The 18,288-nt window shown below is 29.1% G+C and carries 17 protein-coding genes; 8 read left to right on the top strand and 9 right to left on the bottom strand.

Annotation, left to right across the window (positions count from 1 at the left end; all coding sequences use genetic code 11):
• Positions 1 to 52: 52 nt before the first annotated feature.
• Positions 53 to 3,532, bottom strand: a complete 3,480-nt coding sequence (gene metH, locus AMYT_RS00850) for a methionine synthase (protein ID WP_114840688.1) — start codon at positions 3,530 to 3,532, stop codon at positions 53 to 55.
• 78 nt (positions 3,533 to 3,610) lie between these two features.
• Complete coding sequence (locus AMYT_RS00845) at positions 3,611 to 4,210, bottom strand: class I SAM-dependent methyltransferase (protein WP_114840687.1); 600 nt, start codon at positions 4,208 to 4,210, stop codon at positions 3,611 to 3,613.
• Between the two features lie 193 nt (positions 4,211 to 4,403).
• Here AMYT_RS00845 and AMYT_RS00840 point away from each other — a divergent pair, with 193 nt between their 5' ends.
• From AMYT_RS00840 to hisIE, 4 genes are all read left to right on the top strand, one after another.
• Entirely contained in the window at positions 4,404 to 5,324 is a 921-nt protein-coding gene (locus AMYT_RS00840; protein WP_114840686.1) for a branched-chain amino acid transaminase, read from the top strand.
• Positions 5,325 to 5,337: 13 nt separating this feature from the next.
• Positions 5,338 to 6,414, top strand: coding sequence for an SPFH domain-containing protein (locus AMYT_RS00835; protein WP_114840685.1), 1,077 nt, complete (start codon positions 5,338 to 5,340; stop codon positions 6,412 to 6,414).
• A 42-nt stretch (positions 6,415 to 6,456) separates the two neighbouring features.
• Positions 6,457 to 6,798, top strand: a complete 342-nt coding sequence (locus AMYT_RS00830) for a hypothetical protein (protein ID WP_114840684.1) — start codon at positions 6,457 to 6,459, stop codon at positions 6,796 to 6,798.
• 67 nt (positions 6,799 to 6,865) lie between these two features.
• On the top strand, positions 6,866 to 7,549 hold the full coding sequence (gene hisIE / locus AMYT_RS00825) for a bifunctional phosphoribosyl-AMP cyclohydrolase/phosphoribosyl-ATP diphosphatase HisIE (protein WP_114840683.1): 684 nt from the start codon (positions 6,866 to 6,868) through the stop codon (positions 7,547 to 7,549).
• Between the two features lie 172 nt (positions 7,550 to 7,721).
• On the opposite strand, the gene AMYT_RS00820 is transcribed toward hisIE, so the two are convergent.
• The 3 genes from AMYT_RS00820 to thiC all read right to left on the bottom strand — a co-directional run bounded on the left by AMYT_RS00820 (position 7,722) and on the right by thiC (position 10,808).
• Positions 7,722 to 8,066, bottom strand: coding sequence for a nucleotide pyrophosphohydrolase (locus AMYT_RS00820; RefSeq protein WP_114840682.1), 345 nt, complete (start codon positions 8,064 to 8,066; stop codon positions 7,722 to 7,724).
• A 78-nt stretch (positions 8,067 to 8,144) separates the two neighbouring features.
• The gene (locus AMYT_RS00815) at positions 8,145 to 9,299 is read right to left on the bottom strand and encodes an Mrp/NBP35 family ATP-binding protein (protein ID WP_114840681.1); all 1,155 of its coding nucleotides are present in this window, start codon (positions 9,297 to 9,299) and stop codon (positions 8,145 to 8,147) included.
• A gap of 159 nt (positions 9,300 to 9,458) precedes the next feature.
• Positions 9,459 to 10,808, bottom strand: coding sequence for a phosphomethylpyrimidine synthase ThiC (gene thiC, locus AMYT_RS00810; protein ID WP_114840680.1), 1,350 nt, complete (start codon positions 10,806 to 10,808; stop codon positions 9,459 to 9,461).
• 177 nt (positions 10,809 to 10,985) lie between these two features.
• On the opposite strand from thiC, the gene AMYT_RS00805 reads away from it, so the two are divergent.
• From AMYT_RS00805 to AMYT_RS00790, 4 genes are read left to right on the top strand one after another with little or no spacing between them, the layout of a single operon-like run.
• Entirely contained in the window at positions 10,986 to 11,804 is an 819-nt protein-coding gene (locus tag AMYT_RS00805) for an HDOD domain-containing protein (RefSeq protein WP_114840679.1), read from the top strand.
• 59 nt (positions 11,805 to 11,863) lie between these two features.
• The gene (locus tag AMYT_RS00800; RefSeq protein WP_114840678.1) at positions 11,864 to 12,988 is read left to right on the top strand and encodes a bifunctional 2-C-methyl-D-erythritol 4-phosphate cytidylyltransferase/2-C-methyl-D-erythritol 2,4-cyclodiphosphate synthase; all 1,125 of its coding nucleotides are present in this window, start codon (positions 11,864 to 11,866) and stop codon (positions 12,986 to 12,988) included.
• On the top strand, positions 12,985 to 13,869 hold the full coding sequence (locus AMYT_RS00795; RefSeq protein WP_114840677.1) for a DNA-binding transcriptional response regulator: 885 nt from the start codon (positions 12,985 to 12,987) through the stop codon (positions 13,867 to 13,869). The genes AMYT_RS00800 and AMYT_RS00795 overlap by 4 nt, the downstream gene beginning before the upstream one ends.
• 10 nt (positions 13,870 to 13,879) lie before the next feature.
• Positions 13,880 to 14,350, top strand: a complete 471-nt coding sequence (locus tag AMYT_RS00790; protein ID WP_114843122.1) for a phosphatidylglycerophosphatase A family protein — start codon at positions 13,880 to 13,882, stop codon at positions 14,348 to 14,350.
• A 158-nt stretch (positions 14,351 to 14,508) separates the two neighbouring features.
• Here AMYT_RS00790 and carA read toward each other — a convergent pair whose 3' ends face one another.
• The 4 genes from carA to AMYT_RS00770 are packed head-to-tail and all read right to left on the bottom strand — an operon-like array spanning position 14,509 to position 18,288.
• A complete protein-coding gene (carA, locus tag AMYT_RS00785; RefSeq protein WP_114840676.1) occupies positions 14,509 to 15,633 on the bottom strand; it encodes a glutamine-hydrolyzing carbamoyl-phosphate synthase small subunit in 1,125 nt (374 codons plus the stop codon).
• A 1-nt stretch (position 15,634) separates the two neighbouring features.
• Positions 15,635 to 16,186: a DUF507 family protein gene (locus AMYT_RS00780; protein ID WP_114840675.1), complete on the bottom strand. Its 552-nt coding sequence runs from the start codon at positions 16,184 to 16,186 to the stop codon at positions 15,635 to 15,637.
• 3 nt (positions 16,187 to 16,189) lie between these two features.
• Positions 16,190 to 17,440: an adenylosuccinate synthase gene (locus AMYT_RS00775; protein WP_114840674.1), complete on the bottom strand. Its 1,251-nt coding sequence runs from the start codon at positions 17,438 to 17,440 to the stop codon at positions 16,190 to 16,192.
• Positions 17,441 to 17,442: 2 nt separating this feature from the next.
• Entirely contained in the window at positions 17,443 to 18,288 is an 846-nt protein-coding gene (locus AMYT_RS00770; RefSeq protein ID WP_114840673.1) for an ATP phosphoribosyltransferase regulatory subunit, read from the bottom strand.

Below are 18,288 nucleotides of genomic sequence, written 5' to 3'. Positions count from 1 at the left end.
TTGGGCTTTTATTTTATCACCCCACTTTGGGGGTGTTTTTTTATTGTTTAACTTAAATATTATAGTAATTTGCTTCAGGGTGATGCACTACAATAGCACAAGTAGTTTGTTCTGGGTCCATTTGGAAGGTTTCACTAAGTGTAATTCCAAACTCTTCAGGGCTTAATAAATCATAAAAATCTCTATTTTGACTTAATTCTGGACAAGCAGCATATCCTGGAGAGTATCTACATCCTATATATTGTTTCATTTGAACATCATTTAATGTTGGTCCTTCTTTTGGAACAATATCTAAATCAAGTCTTATTTGTTTATGTATTACTTCAGCTAAAGCTTCAGCTAATTCTACTCCTAATCCATGAACTTGATAATATTCAGTAAATTTTCCTTTATTATATAGTTCTCTTTCATAAGGAGTTATTTCTAATCCTGCACTTGCAAGAGTAAAAGCAACCACATCTAATCTATCATTTGCAAAAAAATCAGCAATACATCTATGTGGTTTTCTTTTTTGTCTTGGGAATTCTAATACTTTTATAGCTTCATCTAAAGAAGGAACTTTTTTTGCTTCTTCCAAAGAGTGAAAACCATATTTTTGTGCATCAAATATATATAGTTTGTTATCATAAGAAATACAAGGATAATAAGCCATTATAGAAATAGGGTTAAAAATCTTTTTTGAAATTAGTTCATCTTTTAATCTTTCATATAAAGGTTTAACTACTTCTTCTTCATGTTTTATAAACTCTTCTGTTTTTTGACCTGCTCTTTTATATCCCCATCTTTGTCTAAATAATACTCTATGATTAATCCATTTAAATACTAAGTCATTATCAATTTTATCACTTGTTTTTGCAACTCTTCCCCAAAAAGGTGGAAAAGTAAACTTTGTTTTAGAAGGTAATTGTATTTGTTCATAAGGAGGAATTACAACTTCAACTTCTTCTTTTTTATTTGAAGTATCCTCAATTTCAATTAAATCAGCAGCTAAAGCGGTATTATTAACATCTCCAACTTCAATTCTTTGCATAGAAACAACTCCATCAAAAGCATCTCTACAATAAAAAATTGGGCCATCATATATAGGTCTACAAAAATCATTTATAAAAGCTTTAGTAAGAGCAGCCCCTCCAAGCAATACAGGGATATTTATCCCTTGTCTTTGTAATTCTTCAAGATTTTCTTTCATAACAGCTGTACTTTTTACTAAAAGTCCACTCATACCAATAGCTTGAGCTTTATGTTCTTTTACTGCAATAATAAAATCATTAATATCTGCTTTTATACCAATATTTATAACTTTAAAACCATTATTACTTAAAATAATATCAACTAAGTTTTTACCAACATCATGAACATCGCCTTTTACAGTTCCTAAAACTAAAACAGTTTCAGTTGCTTTATCTTCTTTTGGTAAATATGGATTTAAAGCATCAACTGTTGCTTTCATTGTTTCTGCACTTTGAAGAACAAATGGCAATTGCATTTGACCACTTCCAAAAAGTTCTCCAATAACTTTCATTCCATCAATTAACCACTCATTTACAATAATTTCTGGATTTACAGTATGTCTTAATTCTTCAACTAGTGGTAACATTCTATCTTTGTCACCATCTAATAAAAGTTTTTTCACTTTATCAATTGGCTTTAATTTTTGAAACTCTTCATCACTCTCTTCAGCTTGTTCTTCAATATTAGAAAAATGATCTATAAATTTAAATAAAGGATCACCTTTTTCTTGATTATTAAATAATAAATCATCACAAGCTATTCTATCTTCTTCACTTATTTTATTTATAGGTAAAATATGTTTAACATTTACAATAGCACTTGTAAGACCTGCTTGTACACAATGATGTAAAAACATTGAGTTTAAATATATTCTAGCTTTTGCATCAAGACCAAACGAGATATTTGATAAACCTAAAGTTGTACCTACTTTTGGATGTCTATTTTGAAACTCCCTTATAGCTTCAATTGTTTCAATAGCAGCTGTTCTATACTCATCATCTCCTGAACCAACGGTAAATACTAACATATCAAAAACTAAATCTTCAGGTCTAAAGCCATGTCTTGTTGTTGCTAAATCATATATTCTTTGGGCAACTTCTACTTTTCTTTCTTTAGTTTTTGCCATTCCTACTTCATCAATAACTAAACAAACTAAAGCTGCACCAAATTTTTTAGCTAATTTACATACCTCATCAAACTTTTCTTCTCCATCTTCTAAATTTACAGAGTTAATAATAGCTCTTCCACCAATTTTTTTAAGTGCAGTTTCTAAAGCTTTTATTTGTGTTGAATCAGGCATTAAAGGTAAAGCAATTTTTTGTGAGTATAAAGAGATAACTTCATGCATATCTTTACTCTCATCACGCCCAGCAAAACCAACACTAACATCAATAACATGCGCTCCTGCTCTTACTTGTTGTTGTCCTACACTTAAAGTTCCTTCATAATCTTCTGCTTTTAATAATTCTCTAAAGGCTTTACTTCCCGTAGCATTACTTCTTTCTCCAATTAAAAGAGCAGTTGATTCTTGAACTAAAGGAACACTATTAAATAATGAAGCAAGTGAAGGCTCATGCTTTCCTGTTGGTTTTTTTGGTTTAATTCCTTTTATTGCATCTGCTAAGGCTTTAATGTGTTGAGGAGTTGTTCCACAACATCCGCCTAAAAAGCAAACTCCATTTATTTGTAAAAACTCTTTTTGTAATTCTACAAACTCTTTTGGTCCCATTGGATAATATGTATATCCCCCTTTATTTTGAGGAAGTCCAGCATTTGCATGAACAGAAATAGGAAACTTTGATACTTCACTTAAAGTTTTCACATGTTTATGTACTTGCTTTGGTCCCGTACCACAATTAAATCCAAGAGATAAAATATTAAAAGGTTCTAAAATTGTAGCAATTGTAGAAGCATCAGTTCCAATTAGCATTGTTCCACTTAATTCAATTGTAACAGATACCATAATAGGAATATGTGGTGCTACTTCATTTAAAGCATGAATAGCTGCTTTAATTTGTAAAGGGTCTTGGCATGTTTCAAGAAGGAAAATATCTGCACCTCCATCAAGTAAACCTTTAGCCATTGTTTTATAACCCTCAAACATTTCATCATATTCAATATGCCCTAAAGAGGGTAATTTTGTTCCAGGTCCTATTGAAGCAAGGACAAATCTAGGCTTTTCATCACTTTGATAGCTATCACAAACTTCCCTTGCAATTTTTGCTCCAAGTCTTGAAAGTTCATAAGACATATGTCCTATTCCATACTCATCTAAAACCCAAGGCATTGAGCCAAAAGTATTTGTACTTATAAGGTTTGCATCTGCATAAGCATATGCACTATATATTTTTTCTATTACATTAGGAGCAGTTAAATTTAAAAGTTCATTACATCCTTCTAAATTCTCCCCTTCATAGTACCAATATTCGTCTTTTATTTCAGCAACCTGAAGCTGTGTTCCCATCGCACCATCAATTACTAAAACTCTATTATCTATAAGATCTTCTATTTTTTTTCTCATTCTTTTCTCTAGTATAATTATTGTTGATATAAATTATTATTAGATAGTATATATAAAAGTAGTTGAAGAGTAGGTAAACTAGCTCTTTTGAATAACTACTCTAATAACACTTGCTTTGCCTTGATGTCCTCTACCTTCATTTAGAAAAACTATTTCTTCACTTATTTGTTTTGTACAAGAGTTAAAATTATTTTTAAAATCTTCTATTGTGTATAAAAGTTCAGTATCTTTTGGACCTCCACTATTATACGATAATTGATTTTGTGAAAAAAATTCAGCAACAAAATAGCCTTTTATATTTAAAGAGTTTTCTATTTTTAAAAATAACTCTTCTCTTTCATTTTTATACATATGTAAATATGAAGCGATAATTACATCATACTTTTCATTAGCTTGCCAATGATTTAAATCTATACATAAAGTATTAATATCTAAATTTTGCTCTTTTGCTCTTTTTTGTAATTTTTCTAAACCAATATTAGAAACATCAATTGCTTTTACTTTAAAACCATTTTTTGCAAAAAAAATGGCATTTCTTCCCTCTCCTTCTCCTAAACATAAAAGTTTTGAATCTTTTTTAAACAAATTTAGTTTTGAAGCTAAAAACTCATTTGGATTAATTCCATACAAATATCCATCCTTTGTAAATTTTTCATTCCAAAATTGTTGCTGACTCATAATAATCCTAATAATAAATTTATATCTTTTACTATGTTTTGCTTTAATATAAAATTATATAAAATAGCTTTTGTATGCCACTAAGTTGCAATTAATAAATATAGTATAAAAAAAGTTAAAATAGCAATAAGAGGTTATTTTAATTTTATTTGGATAGAATATTAACTAAAAATTTTATTTGGGATAAATTAAAATGACAGAAGCTAAATATATATGGATGGATGGTGAATATGTTGCTTGGCATGAAGCGAACACACATATTCTAAGTCATACGTTACATTATGGTAATGGTGCTATTGAGGGTACAAAAGCATATAAAACTGTTGATGGTAGATGTGCAATTTTCAAATTAAATGAGCACACAAAAAGATTAATTAATTCTGCAAAGATGACATTAATGAATGTACCTTTTAGCGTTGAAGAGTTAAATAAAGCTCAAGTTGAATTACTTCAAAAAAATGAACTTTTCAATGGAGCTTATATTAGACCTTTAGTTTACCTTGGGTATGGTGTTATGGGATTATATCATAAAGAGGCTCCTGTAAAAGTTTCTGTTGCAGCTTGGGAATGGGGTGCATATTTAGGAGAAGAAGGCTTAAGAAAAGGTGTTAGAGTAAAAATATCTTCAATGACAAGAACTCCAAATACTTCAGGAATGGGTAAAGCAAAAGCTGTTGCAAATTATTTAAATTCTCAAATGGCTAAATATGAAGCTGTTGAGGCTGGTTATGATGAAGCTTTATTAAGAGATGACCAAGGGTATATTGCAGAAGCAAGTGGTGCTTGTTTCTTTATTGTTAGAGATGAAGTTTTAATCTCTCCACCAAATGATAACTCTTTAGAATCAATTACACAAGCTACAATTATTGATTTAGCAAAAGATATGGGTATTGAAGTAGTAAGAAGAAGAGTTACAAGAGAAGAGATTTATATTGCTGATGAAGCATTCTTTACAGGAACTGCTGCTGAAGTTACTCCAATAAGGGATGTGGACGCGAGAATTATTGGAAATGGTGCGAGAGGACCAATTACAGAAAAATTACAAACTGCATATTTTGATGCAGTAAGCGGAAAAAATGAAAAGTATTTAAAATATTTGACATATATAAACTAATAAAAGGAATAATATGCCAATTGATAACGACTATTTTAAAAATAGACAACAAAACAATAATTCAGGAGGAGGAAATGGTGGAAACTATCAACCACCATTTGAAACTCCTGAGTTTTTCAAAAATTTTGGGAAAAAAGCAGGATTTATTTATGCAATTATAATTGCAATTATTTTGCTATTTGTTTTTAAACCATTTGTAATCATTGAATCAGGACAAGTAGGTATTAAATCAACAACAGGTAAATATAGTGATACTCCATTAAGACCGGGATTTCATTTATATATTCCAGTATTCCAAAAAGTTATTATTGTTGATACTAAAGTTAGATTAATCAACTATAAAACTTTTGAAGATATGGGTGCTTTTGACCAAAGTATTAGAAGCTATCCTGCAATTAATATTCTAGATGCAAGGGGATTACCTGTTTCTATTGAATTAACAGTTCAATATAGATTAACAGCAGAGGGTGCACCAAATACTATTGCTACTTGGGGTCTTAGATGGGAAGATAAAATTGTTGACCCAGTTGTAAGAAATATTGTAAGAAATGTTGTTGGTGGATTTAATGCTGAAACACTTCCTACAAAAAGAAATGAAATTGCAACTATGATTGAAGATGGAATTAGAACTCAAATTGAAGCTTTAGAGACAAAACCTGTATCTATTGAATCAGTTCAATTAAGAGAGATTGTATTACCTCAAAAAATTAAAGATCAAATTGAAAGAGTTCAAATAGCAAATCAAGAAGCAGAAAGAGTAAGATACGAAGTTCAAAGAGCTAAACAAGAAGCTGAGAAAAAAGCTGCCTTAGCTAAAGGGGAAGCAGATAAAAACAGAATTGAAGCTCAAGGTAGAGCAGATGCTGTAACTATTGAAGCAAAAGCACAAGCTGCAGCAAATAAAGTAATTGCTGATTCTTTAACTAGAAACCTATTAGAGATGCAACAAATCCAAATTCAAGGGAAATTTAATGATGCACTTAAAGAAAACAAAGATGCTAAAATTTTCTTAACACCTGGTGGTTCTACTCCTAATATCTGGGTTGATACTAAAGATAAAACAAGGGACACAGCAATAAACAATAAATAAAAGGAGAATAAGAAGTAATTTTTTACTTCTTATTTTATTAAAATGAAATATATATTACTAATAAGCTTACTATTTCTAGCTTTAAACGCTAAAGATAAAATTGACTACTCAAATATTCAAATAGAACAAAAAAAACTAATTACTGAACTTCCAAAAGAAAAAAACTACAAAGAAGATGATTTAGATAAATATGAAAATATAAAACAAAAATTGCAAGAGGCCCCAAAACACAAAGAGAGTATTGTTACATATAAAAACAATGCCCAAGAAGAGTTACAACAACCTTTTAAAGAAAACCACGATAATTTTAAAAGTAATTTTAAAATAAATGAAGAGACAAAAGAGATAGAAAAAATAGAAGTTGAAGTAGGTAAAAAGTTTTAATTGGCATTGAAACAAAAGCACTTTTTTTGTAAAATGCCCAAAAATCAAAGCAGAATAAGGAAATCAAATGAGTATGGTAGATAAAATTGATTGGGAGAAGATGAATAATCTAATTCCTGTTATTACTCAAGAAGCAAAAACAAATGAAGTATTAATGCTTGCATATATGAATAAAGAAGCACTAGAATTAACACTTGAAACAAAAATAGCTCACTACTTTAGTAGAAGTAAACAAAGACTTTGGAAAAAAGGTGAAAGTTCAGGACATCTTCAAAATATTAAAGAGATTTTATTAGATTGTGATAATGATACAATTTTATTAAAAGTTGAACAAATTGGTGTTGCTTGTCATACTGGAAGAAAATCATGTTTTTTTACTAATTTAGAAACAACAAAAGAGGTTTTAAAAGTTGAAGTTGATACAACTGCTGCTTATGGAATAATAGAGACACTTTATCATACTATACTTGAAAGAAAAAATGATGACCCGTCAAAATCTTATACAGCAAAACTATTAAAAGGTAAACAAAACTCAATGCTTAAAAAAATTGTAGAAGAAGCAGGAGAGCTAACTTTTGCAGTTAAAGATAATAATGAAGAAGAAATTGTATATGAAAGTGCTGATTTATTATATCACTGCTTAGTAGCACTTGCAAGCAAAAATATAAGCCCTGATAGGGTAAAACAAGAGTTAGCTAGAAGATTTGGTATTTCTGGAATAGAAGAGAAAAACTCAAGAATAGAAGAGTAAATTTTACTCCTCTTTTCTTAAAAATGTTTTTACAATAAAACTTAATCCCATAAATATAAGTAATCCACCCACTATTAAAAGTGCTATTTTTCCTAAAAACATATCTTCTCCTTATATGTTATATATAAAAATTATATAGCATTAAAAATAAGCTAGATATTAACTTTTATAATTAGTTTTTCTTATAATTTATTTTATTGCCTTCTTTATCAACTAAGGGATATTTTAATTCATTTTTTTTCATCTTTTCAAATATAGCATTTTCTAAATCAATATTATAAGCCATACAAACTCTTATTAGATAAATAGCAATATCAGCAACTTCTTCTTTTACATGAGTTAATTTTTCTTCACTTAAATTTAAAGTTTGATTACTTTCTAGCCATTGAAAAATTTCTAAAAGTTCAGAAGCTTCTACACTTAAAGCCATTACTAGATTTTTTGGATTGTGGTGTTTATCCCAATCTCTTTGTTTTGAAAACTCTTTAATTTGTTGTTGGATTTTTTCCATATTCATATAAAAGCCTTTTTTATAATATGAATATAATATATAGAAGATTTATTAAAAAAGAAGTAAAGAGTAAAAACTCTTTACTTAATGGCAACCACATCCACCACCATTGTGAGAAGAAGATGAAGCACCTGCACTACTGCAAGCACTCACCCCTGGAGGTGTTGTTGGCTGAATAGAAGCATTTGATACTGTTCCTGTTATATCATCAATATATGCAATTAATTTTTGTGCAGATTGCATATATCTTTTTGCAGTTTGTGATTCTGGTTGGAAATATACTATTGGTTTACCATTATCTCCACCTTGTCTAATAGCAGGTTCAATTGGTAAATGACCTAAAACTTGAGTATTATATTGCTCTGCTAATTCATTACAAGTTCCCATTCCAAAAATATCTGATTCTTCATTACATTTTGGACAAATAAATCCACTCATATTTTCAATAATTCCACCAATTGGTATATGAAGTTTTTTAAACATATCTAAACTTCTTCTACTATCATCAAGGGCAACATGTTGAGGAGTAGTAACATTTATACCACAAGTTACAGGTACACTTTGAGCTAAAGTTAATTGAGCATCTCCTGTTCCTGGAGGCATATCAATAAATAAAATATCTAAGTCTTCCCATAAAATATCTCTTAATAATTGTTGAATAGCCTTCATAATCATAGCACCTCTCCAAATAAGGGCTTGACCTTCTTCCATTAATGATCCCATAGACATAACATCAACACCATAAGCTTTAAATGGTCTTGCTTTATTTCCAATAACTTCTACTTCTTTTCCATTTATTCCCATCATTCTTGGAATATTTGGTCCATAAATATCAGCATCTAAGATACCTACTCTTTTGCCTTGCATAGCTGCTGCTACTGCTAAGTTTACAGTTGTTGTTGATTTACCAACTCCACCTTTTCCAGAACTTACCATTACAAAGTTTTTAATTTGAGGTGCTATATTTTTTCCACTTACACTATTACTTTGTTGAGATGGTGCTTCAGGTTTTTTTATATTTAATGTTATATTTTCAACAACTCCTACTAATGAAGAATGAATATCTTTTCTTAAGTTTTCTTCAACTTCAGGTGCACTTGAAGTAATTTCAAGTGTAATAATACAGGCAGAACCTTCTACTTGAACATCTTTTACAAATCCAAAATCTACAATAGATTTAGCAAACCCAGGATATTTTACATTTTCTAATGCACTTTTAATATCTGCTATTGTTGCCATATTAATTCCTTAATTTTAAAAATTTTATGTATTATAAAACAAATAGGATAATTTTTGTCTTAATTTTATACTTTATTTTAAGTAAAAAAAAATTTACCCAAAAAATTTAGACTAAAAAAAAGAGAGTGAAAAGTCACTCTCTTTTAAATTTTTATTGCTTTATCCCGCATTTACCATTTTATCGCCATGTTCGCTAACGATTTTTTGAGTAATTTTATATGAACAAAATTTTGGTCCACACATAGAACAAAATTCGGCTTCTTTAAATACATCTTGAGGAAGAGTTTCATCATGATATTCCCTTGCTCTTTCTGGGTCTAAACATAATTCAAATTGTTTATTCCAATCAAAGCCATATCTAGCATCACTCATCTCATCATCAATATCCCTTGCACCTTTTCTTCCCCTTGCAATATCTGCACTATGTGCTGCAATTTTATATGCAATAATACCATTTCTTACATCTTCAGCATTTGGTAACCCTAAATGCTCTTTTGGAGTAACATAACAAAGCATACTAGCTCCATGCCATCCACCAACAGCAGCTCCAATTGCAGAAGAGATATGATCATATCCAGCAGCTATATCAGTAGTTAATGGTCCTAAGATATAAAATGGTGCTTCATGACAATACTCTTTTTCAAGTTTCATATTTCTTTCAATTTGATTTAAAGGTACATGTCCAGGTCCTTCAATCATAACTTGAACATCTTTTTCCCATGCTCTTAAAGTTAATTCACCTAAAATTTTAAGCTCACTTAATTGTGCTTCATCACTAGCATCTGCTAAACAACCAGGTCTTAATGAATCTCCTAAAGATAAAGAAACATCATATCTTCTACAAATATCTAAAATTTCATCAAAAGCATCATAAAATGGGTTTTCTTTATGATAATGCATCATCCAAGCAGCCATTAAAGAACCACCACGACTAACAATTCCCATTTTTCTTTTTGCAACATGAGGCATAAATTGAAGTAAAAAACCTGCATGAATAGTAAAATAAGAAACACCTTGTTGTGCTTGTTTTTCTAAAACAGCCAACATTTTATCAATACTTAAATCTTCAATTTTATCTTTACAATCATGTAAAATTTGATAAATAGGCACTGTTCCAATAGGCACAGTTGAGTGTTCAATTACTGCTTTTCTAATAGAATCTAAATCCCCACCTGTACTTAAATCCATAATAGTATCTGCACCATATTTTAAACAAACATCAACTTTTTCAATTTCACCTTCAATATTTGATGCTAGTGCAGAAGAACCAATATTCGCATTTATTTTACAACTAGCCGCAATACCTATAGCCATAGGTTTTAAATGTTTATGATTAACATTTGCAGGAATAATTAATCTTCCTCTTGCAATTTCACTTCTTACAAGTTCTGGATCTAAATTTTCCACTTTCGCTACATATTCCATATCAGGTGTAATAATACCTTTTTTTGCATAATACATCTGAGTTCTTACAGTATCATCTTTATGATTGTCAAGCCAATCTCTCATTATAAAATCCTAATATAAAGTTTGCTCTGATTATATCAAATTATTATTATATAACCTTAAGTATTTTATCTAAATTGACTTTATTAAGATTAAGTGTAGATAATATTAAATTAAGACTTTTCTTTTAGTTCAATTATAACTTGCTATAATTTTAACAATAAACTTTTAGGAAAAATTATGAAAGAACTAATTATTGAAAAAATCGACTCCCTGCCTCCCCTTCCAAAAAGTGTTTTGGAATTAGAAAAGTTTAGAAAACTTCCTAATAAAGACCCTAGAGAATTGCGTTCAATAATAGAAAAAGACCCCTTAATGATTACTACTATTTTAAGAGTTGCAAATTCTGCTATGTTTGCTTTTAAAGATAAAGTAGAAACACCAAGTAGAGCTATTTCATTATTAGGTACAAACTTTTGTATCTCTATTGCTTTAGGCTCTGTTGTTCAAAACTTAATAAAATCAAATCTTGAAGCTTATGATGCAACTACTGATGATTTTTTATTTATTTCAAATCTTTCGTCAATGCTAATTAATGCATGGATTTCTTCAGTTGATGAGGGGTTAAAAGATGAACTAATGCTTGCTGCATTTTTACAAGAAATTGGAAAGTTTATTATTTCAGATTTAATAGTAGAAAACAATCTTATTCAAGAATTTCAAGATAAATTAAAAGAAAATGATATTGAAAATGTAGAAAAAGAGTTTATGGGATTTTCATGTTCTAGGATAACTGCAAATATATTTAAACACTGGAATCTTAGTCCTAACTTAATTTTCACAATAGGTTTTGTTAATGATTTAGATTCATGCCCAAAAGAATTCATAAAAAAAGCTCAAATTTTACAGATAGTAAAAATACTATGTGATATTACAGAGCCCCTAAGTGATGGGACTATTAAAAGAGCAATTGCAAAAGCAATTGAATATAATTTTGATATTGAACCTTTAGTAAATGCAATAGATTCCTTGAAAGTAAAAATTAGTAAAGAACCTTAAATTTCGCATAAGTTACATTAGACTATAATTTGTAACTTTTTTACACAAGGGGAATACAATTGTCTAATGTAACCTTATTAATTCTTTGTGCTGGAACATCTTCTAGATTTGCTTTAAGTTCCAAAAAACAGTGGTTGAGAGTGGGGAATGAACCTATGTGGCTTCATGTTTCAAAAAAACTCACTTCTTATTATAACTTTGATAAAGTGATTGTTACTTCTCATAAAGATGAACTAAATTATATGAAAAATTTTAGTGATGAGATAACTTTTATAGAAGGTGGAGATACAAGACAAAACTCTATAAAAAATGCTCTAGCTGAAGTAGAAACTGATTATATAATGATTACAGATGTGGCAAGAGTTGATATTCCCAAAGAAGTAATTACTAGCTTAATTAAACTCAAAAATGAAGCAGACTGTATTGTGCCTATACTCAATGTTTCTGATACAGTAATTTATAATGAAGAGACAATTAATAGAGAAAATGTAAAACTAATTCAAACTCCTCAACTTTCAAATACTAAAATCCTAAAACAAGCTTTAAAAACTCAAATTGAATATACTGATGATAGCTCTGCTATTAAAGCAAATGGTGGAAAAATAAAATATATTCAAGGTTCAAATAGAAGTAAAAAATTAACTTTTGAAAATGATATAGAAATTTTAAAAGAGTTTCAAGCTCCTTCTAAAAACTTTTTTACAGGTACGGGTTTTGATATTCATCCTTTTGAAGAAAATAAAAAGATGTACCTTGGTGGAATAGAAATAGATGTTGATTATGGATTTAAAGCACATAGTGATGGAGATGTATTAATCCACTCTGTTATAGATGCTCTTTTAGGGGCATGTGGTGCAGGAGATATTGGAGAGTTTTTCCCTGATACTGATGAAAAATATAAAAATGTAGATTCAAAAATCTTATTAAAAGATATTGTAAAATTTATCTACAATGTAGGTTATGAAATAGTAAATATTGATTTAACAATAATTGCTCAACAACCAAAAATCAATCCTTATAAATCTCAAATAAAATCAAAATTAGCAGAACTTTTAAATATTGAAAAACAATTTGTAAATATAAAAGCAACAACTGCTGAAAAACTTGGATTTATTGGAAGAAAAGAAGGAGTTGCTGTGCAAAGTATAGCAACACTAAAATATTATGATTGGAAAAAAGTATGAATATATTAATTATTGAAAGTGAAATCTATTTAGCTCAAAAAGTTGTTTCAAGACTACTTGATGATGGTCATAGTTGTGATTATGTAGAATCACCAAATATTGATAGTTTAACAAAAGAGTATGATATTGTATTGTTATCAACTTCATTGCCTTCATTACAATGTAAAAATATTATAAAAAGATATAAAGATTCTATTGTTATCTTACTTGTTTCATATATTTCAGATGAAACAGTTACTAATCCTATTAAAGATGGTGCAAAAGATTATATTATGAAGCCATTTATAATGGATGAACTAGTAAGAAAAATCTATCATTATAAAGAGTGTAGATCATTAAGACAAGAACTAAATACAATGAGAAGATATTTAGATTTTATTTTTCAAGAAATTGATTTAGAAGAGCAGTCTCTTCCTCCATCTTTTCCAACTTTGATTGAATCAAACTCACAAAAATGTGCAGATAAATTAGTTTTTGAATTAGCAAGAAAGATGGATTTGGGTGTAAAATTTGTTTCATTAAATTCAGATAATTGGCAAAAAGAGCTTACAAATCCTTTTAAAGGAATTGTTTATTTAACTGATTATCATACTTTAAAGAAAAATGCAAAAGATAACTTAATAAAGCTAATTGAAGATAAAAAATGTATTATTACTTCTTTAGAAAAAGAAGAAGATTTCCCATATAGAAAACTAGAATTTAATAGACCTGATTTAGTAGTTTTAAATAATAATATTATGACTATAAATGATTATGTAAAAATGATGGTTTTATCATTTCAAGGGAAATATCCAGATACAGAATTAAGTAAAAAACTTGGTATTTCTAGAAAATCTCTTTGGGAAAAAAGAAAAAAATTAGGTATTGAAAAGAAAAAATAAGGACTATATTTTGAGAAAATTTTTCTTAACTGTGGGTTTTAGTGGATTAAGCCCTAAAGCACCAGGAACTGTAGGAAGTTTTGTTTCACTTCTTATGGGTTTATTTTTATTACAATATATTCATGTATCAACACTATTTTTGTTGGCACTGTTAATTAGTGTTATTGCTGCAAAAGAAATAGATAAATATGAAGAACAAGTTGGTATTCATGATAGTAAAGAAATAGTTATTGATGAACTAGCTGGAATGTGGATTGCCCTTTCAATTTGTGGAATTAATGAATCAAATATGATAATTTTAGGTGCTTTAGCTTTTATATTTTTTAGAATCTTTGATATTTGGAAGCCTTCAATTATTGGAAGAATTGATAAAAATGTAAAAGGTGGCTGGGGAGTTATGGGGGATGACTTATTAGCTGGAATTGCTGCTGGAATTGCAAGTGCGGGAACTTATTACTTACTACAAAACTTTATCTTATAATAGCCAGTTTTAAACTGGCTATATTTTTTATTTTCTAAAATTTCTTATTAAAATGTATTATTCATAAAATTGCTAGTTTGATTTAATTAGTTTGATATTAAAGCAAAACAGAAATTCATTTATTTTGAATTTCTATTTATTACTTAAAGTTTGCAAATCTATTTTACAATTTGTGCAAATTGTTTAAAAATATATTTAGACTCGTGTGGTCCAGGACTTGCCTCAGGGTGATGTTGAACAGAGAAAATATCTTTATTTTTATATTTAACCCCTTCAATAGTATTATCAAATAAATTTATATGTGTTACATCTGCAATTTCAGTAATGCTATCAGGAACATTATAATTATGATTTTGAGCAGTAATTTCCACAATTTTAGTATTTGGATTTGCAACAGGATGGTTACCACCATGCTGACCAAATTTTAATTTATATGTATCATGTCCATGTGCAATTGAAAGCATTTGGTGACCTAAACAAATAGCAAACATTGGAATATTTGCATTTATTAGTTTTTGAACTTGCTCTTTTTCACTTTTAAGTGTAAGAGGGTCCCCTGGTCCATTTGATAAAAAGATACCTCCAATTTCACCAGCTTCAAATCTAGCAATTAAATCATCAGCTTTAAAACTTGCAGGAACAACTTCAACTTCTAATCCCACTTCAACTAATTCATTTAAGATATTTCTTTTTACACCAAAATCAATAACCACAACTTTTTTATCACTCATAACTGCTTTATTATATGATAATGTACTATGATTCCATGCACCAAACTTATGAATATATGGCTCTTTTGTTGTTACTTCTTCAATATAATTAATATCTTCAATTCTTGGACTTTCTTGTAATAGTTTTCTTAACTCATCTTTATCATGAATTTCTGTTGATGCAATCATCATCATTGCACCTTCATCTCTTACCATTTTAGTTAAATATCTAGTATCAATATCACAAATACCTAATACATTATGCTCTTTTAATAAAGCATCTAAGTCTTTTTGAGCTCTAAAGTTAGAGTATTCATGATGATAGTTTCTAACTAAAATTCCTTTACAATGGCAAGTAATACTTTCCATATCATCTTTATTAACTCCAACATTACCAATTTCTGGCATAGTAAAAGTAATAAATTGTCCAGCATATGAAGGATCAGAAATAATTTCTTGGTATCCTGTTAATGAAGTATTAAATACAATTTCTCCAACACTTGTTCCTGTTGCACCAAAAGAGTTCGCCTCTAAATATACCCCGTTTTCTAAATAAATCCAAACTTTTTGCATTTTACATTAACCCTCGTTTTATTAATTCTTCTTCATAAAGTCTATTATAAACAATATCGTACTCTTCAGTACCTGGTATCAATTTTCTTTTATAGTGTTTTATTTTTTCAAGTACTGCACTATCTGACTCTTCAAACCCTTTTAAAAACTCATCAATTGATGTAAAAATAACATTTTTCACTTGATTATCAGAACAAGTGTAATGGATATAGTCTTCTTCCCATAAATAATCTAACATTTTGTGCGCTATATCCGAAAATCTATCTTCATTATTTAAAATTACACCAAACTCATTAGCCATTCTTTTTTTTGTCATCCAAAATAGCTGTCTATAATCTGCATTTAAAAACTCAATTTCAGCTTCTTGTGCTTCAAGAATCTCTGCAACTTTTTCATCTAAATCATGTTCTTTTTCAATATCTTCTGTTAAGATTCTTTGAATCTCTTGAGTTATTTCGTCCTTTGTTTTTCTTACTTCAACAAAGTCACAGTTAACTAAATCCCTAGCTACTCTTCTTGCTATATATTTTGTATGATGTAACTTAATTCTCATAGCCTACCCTCTTATAATAGTATCGTCTCTCTCTGGTGAAGTTGAAATAATCCCCACTTTAACACCAGTTAATTCCTCAATTCTTTCAATATATTTTTTTGCATTTTGTGGTAGTTTATCAAACTGTCTAATACCAACTACACTATCCCATCCATCTAAAACTTCATAAACAGGCTCTAAATCATCTAAAGAAGATGGTACATAATTTATCTCTTTTCCATCAACTTTATAACCTTTACAGATTTTAATTGTTTCAAAACCATCTAAAACATCAAGTTTCATAAGTGCTAATTGGTCACATCCATTTAATCTTCCTGCATGTTTAACAGCAACGGCATCAAACCAACCACATCTTCTTTTTCTACCAGTTGTTGTTCCATACTCTTTCCCAACTTCTGCCATAATATCACCATCTTTACCTAAATCTTCAGATGGGAAAGGTCCATTTCCTACCCTTGTACAATATGCTTTTACAATACCAGTAACCACTCCAATATCTCTTGGAGCTAAACCTAATCCTGTACAAGCACCTGCACTTACTGTACTTGATGAAGTAACATAAGGGTATGTTCCATGGTCAATATCAAGCATTGTTCCTTGTGCACCTTCTAAAAGAATTCTTTTCCCATTGTCAAGTGCATTCCATAACATATTTGTAGTATTTGTAATATATGGTGCAAGAGCTTTTTTATACTCTTTTAATAAAGCTTTTAATTCTTCTTCATTTGGAGTTGAAATTTCTAAAACATCAAAAATTGCTCTATTTTGTTCAAAATATTCAATAATTGAACTAGCTAGTTTATCACTATTTAATAACTCTCCTACCCTATGACCTATTCTATTGATTTTATCAGAATATGCAGGTCCTATTCCTTTACCTGTTGTTCCAATAGCTTTATCACCTTTTAATTTCTCTCTTGCTTGGTCAATTAGCGAGTGATAAGGTAAATTTAAATGAGCTTTATCAGAGATAAATAATCTACCTTCTAAATTTTCAAATTGTTCCATCTCTTTAATTAAAGATTCTGGTGCTAAAACTACTCCATTTCCAATAATATTAATTGCATTTGGATTTAAAATTCCAGAAGGAACTAAGTGTAAGGCATATCTAATTCCATCTACCCAAATAGTATGTCCTGCATTGTGTCCACCTTGACTTCTACATACAATATCATATTTTTGAGCAAGCATATCAACTATCTTACCTTTTCCTTCATCTCCCCATTGAATTCCAACTATTAAGTCTGCTTTCATTCCTAATCCTCTAAAATTTTTAATAAATTATCTGTATAAAGTGCAAATCCTAATGAAGTTAAACCTTCACTACTATACATTCCACCTCTACTTAAAATTGAGTTACCATCAATAACCCTATAATAGATACCATCATAATATTTTAATGATCCATAATATAATGGAGAAATTACGATATTATCATAGTTTACTTCTTTTACTTTGTCTAAAAGACTTACAAGTTCTTCTTTAATACTTGCTGGTACCATTGCAATTATATTTTCTAAATCTTTAATATCTTTTACTTTTAGAAGTTCACTTAACCATTCATTATTTAGCTCAAATAATTGTGCAATTTCGCCATTAATAAATAGTTCAATATCAATTCCCAACTCTTTACTAACTAATCTTGGGATTTTTATATTTGCAATTTGTAAAATTGGGTTAATATCTAGCTCTTTTAAAATACTAACATTTAAATTTATAATATCTGCAATATTATCATGTCCTATCCACTCACAACCAATTTGATACTCTTCAGTTGAAGGATAAGTAAAAATAGGCTGAATATAAAACCATTTTTTATGAGTTGTTGTTCTACCTAATCTTTTTGTAATAATTCTTACAACATCAAGAGTTGAATCTGCTCTTAATGATACTTGTTCATTTTGTTCATCAGAAAACTTAATTAGCTTTCTACAATTATGAATAGATTGATGTTGTGAGTAAGAGAAATTAGGAGTAATTATCTCTTCAAAATCATTATTATCTAATAATGAACTGATTTTATACTCCAATTCTCTTTTTTGTTTTGCTTTCTTCCCAAAATATAATCTGCTTCCTTTTGGTATTTCGTGTTCAAAAACCAT

Source organism: Malaciobacter mytili LMG 24559 (genome assembly GCF_003346775.1).
Taxonomy (GTDB): Bacteria; Campylobacterota; Campylobacteria; order Campylobacterales; family Arcobacteraceae; genus Malaciobacter; species Malaciobacter mytili.
This window is presented reverse-complemented; position numbering and strand designations above follow the sequence as displayed.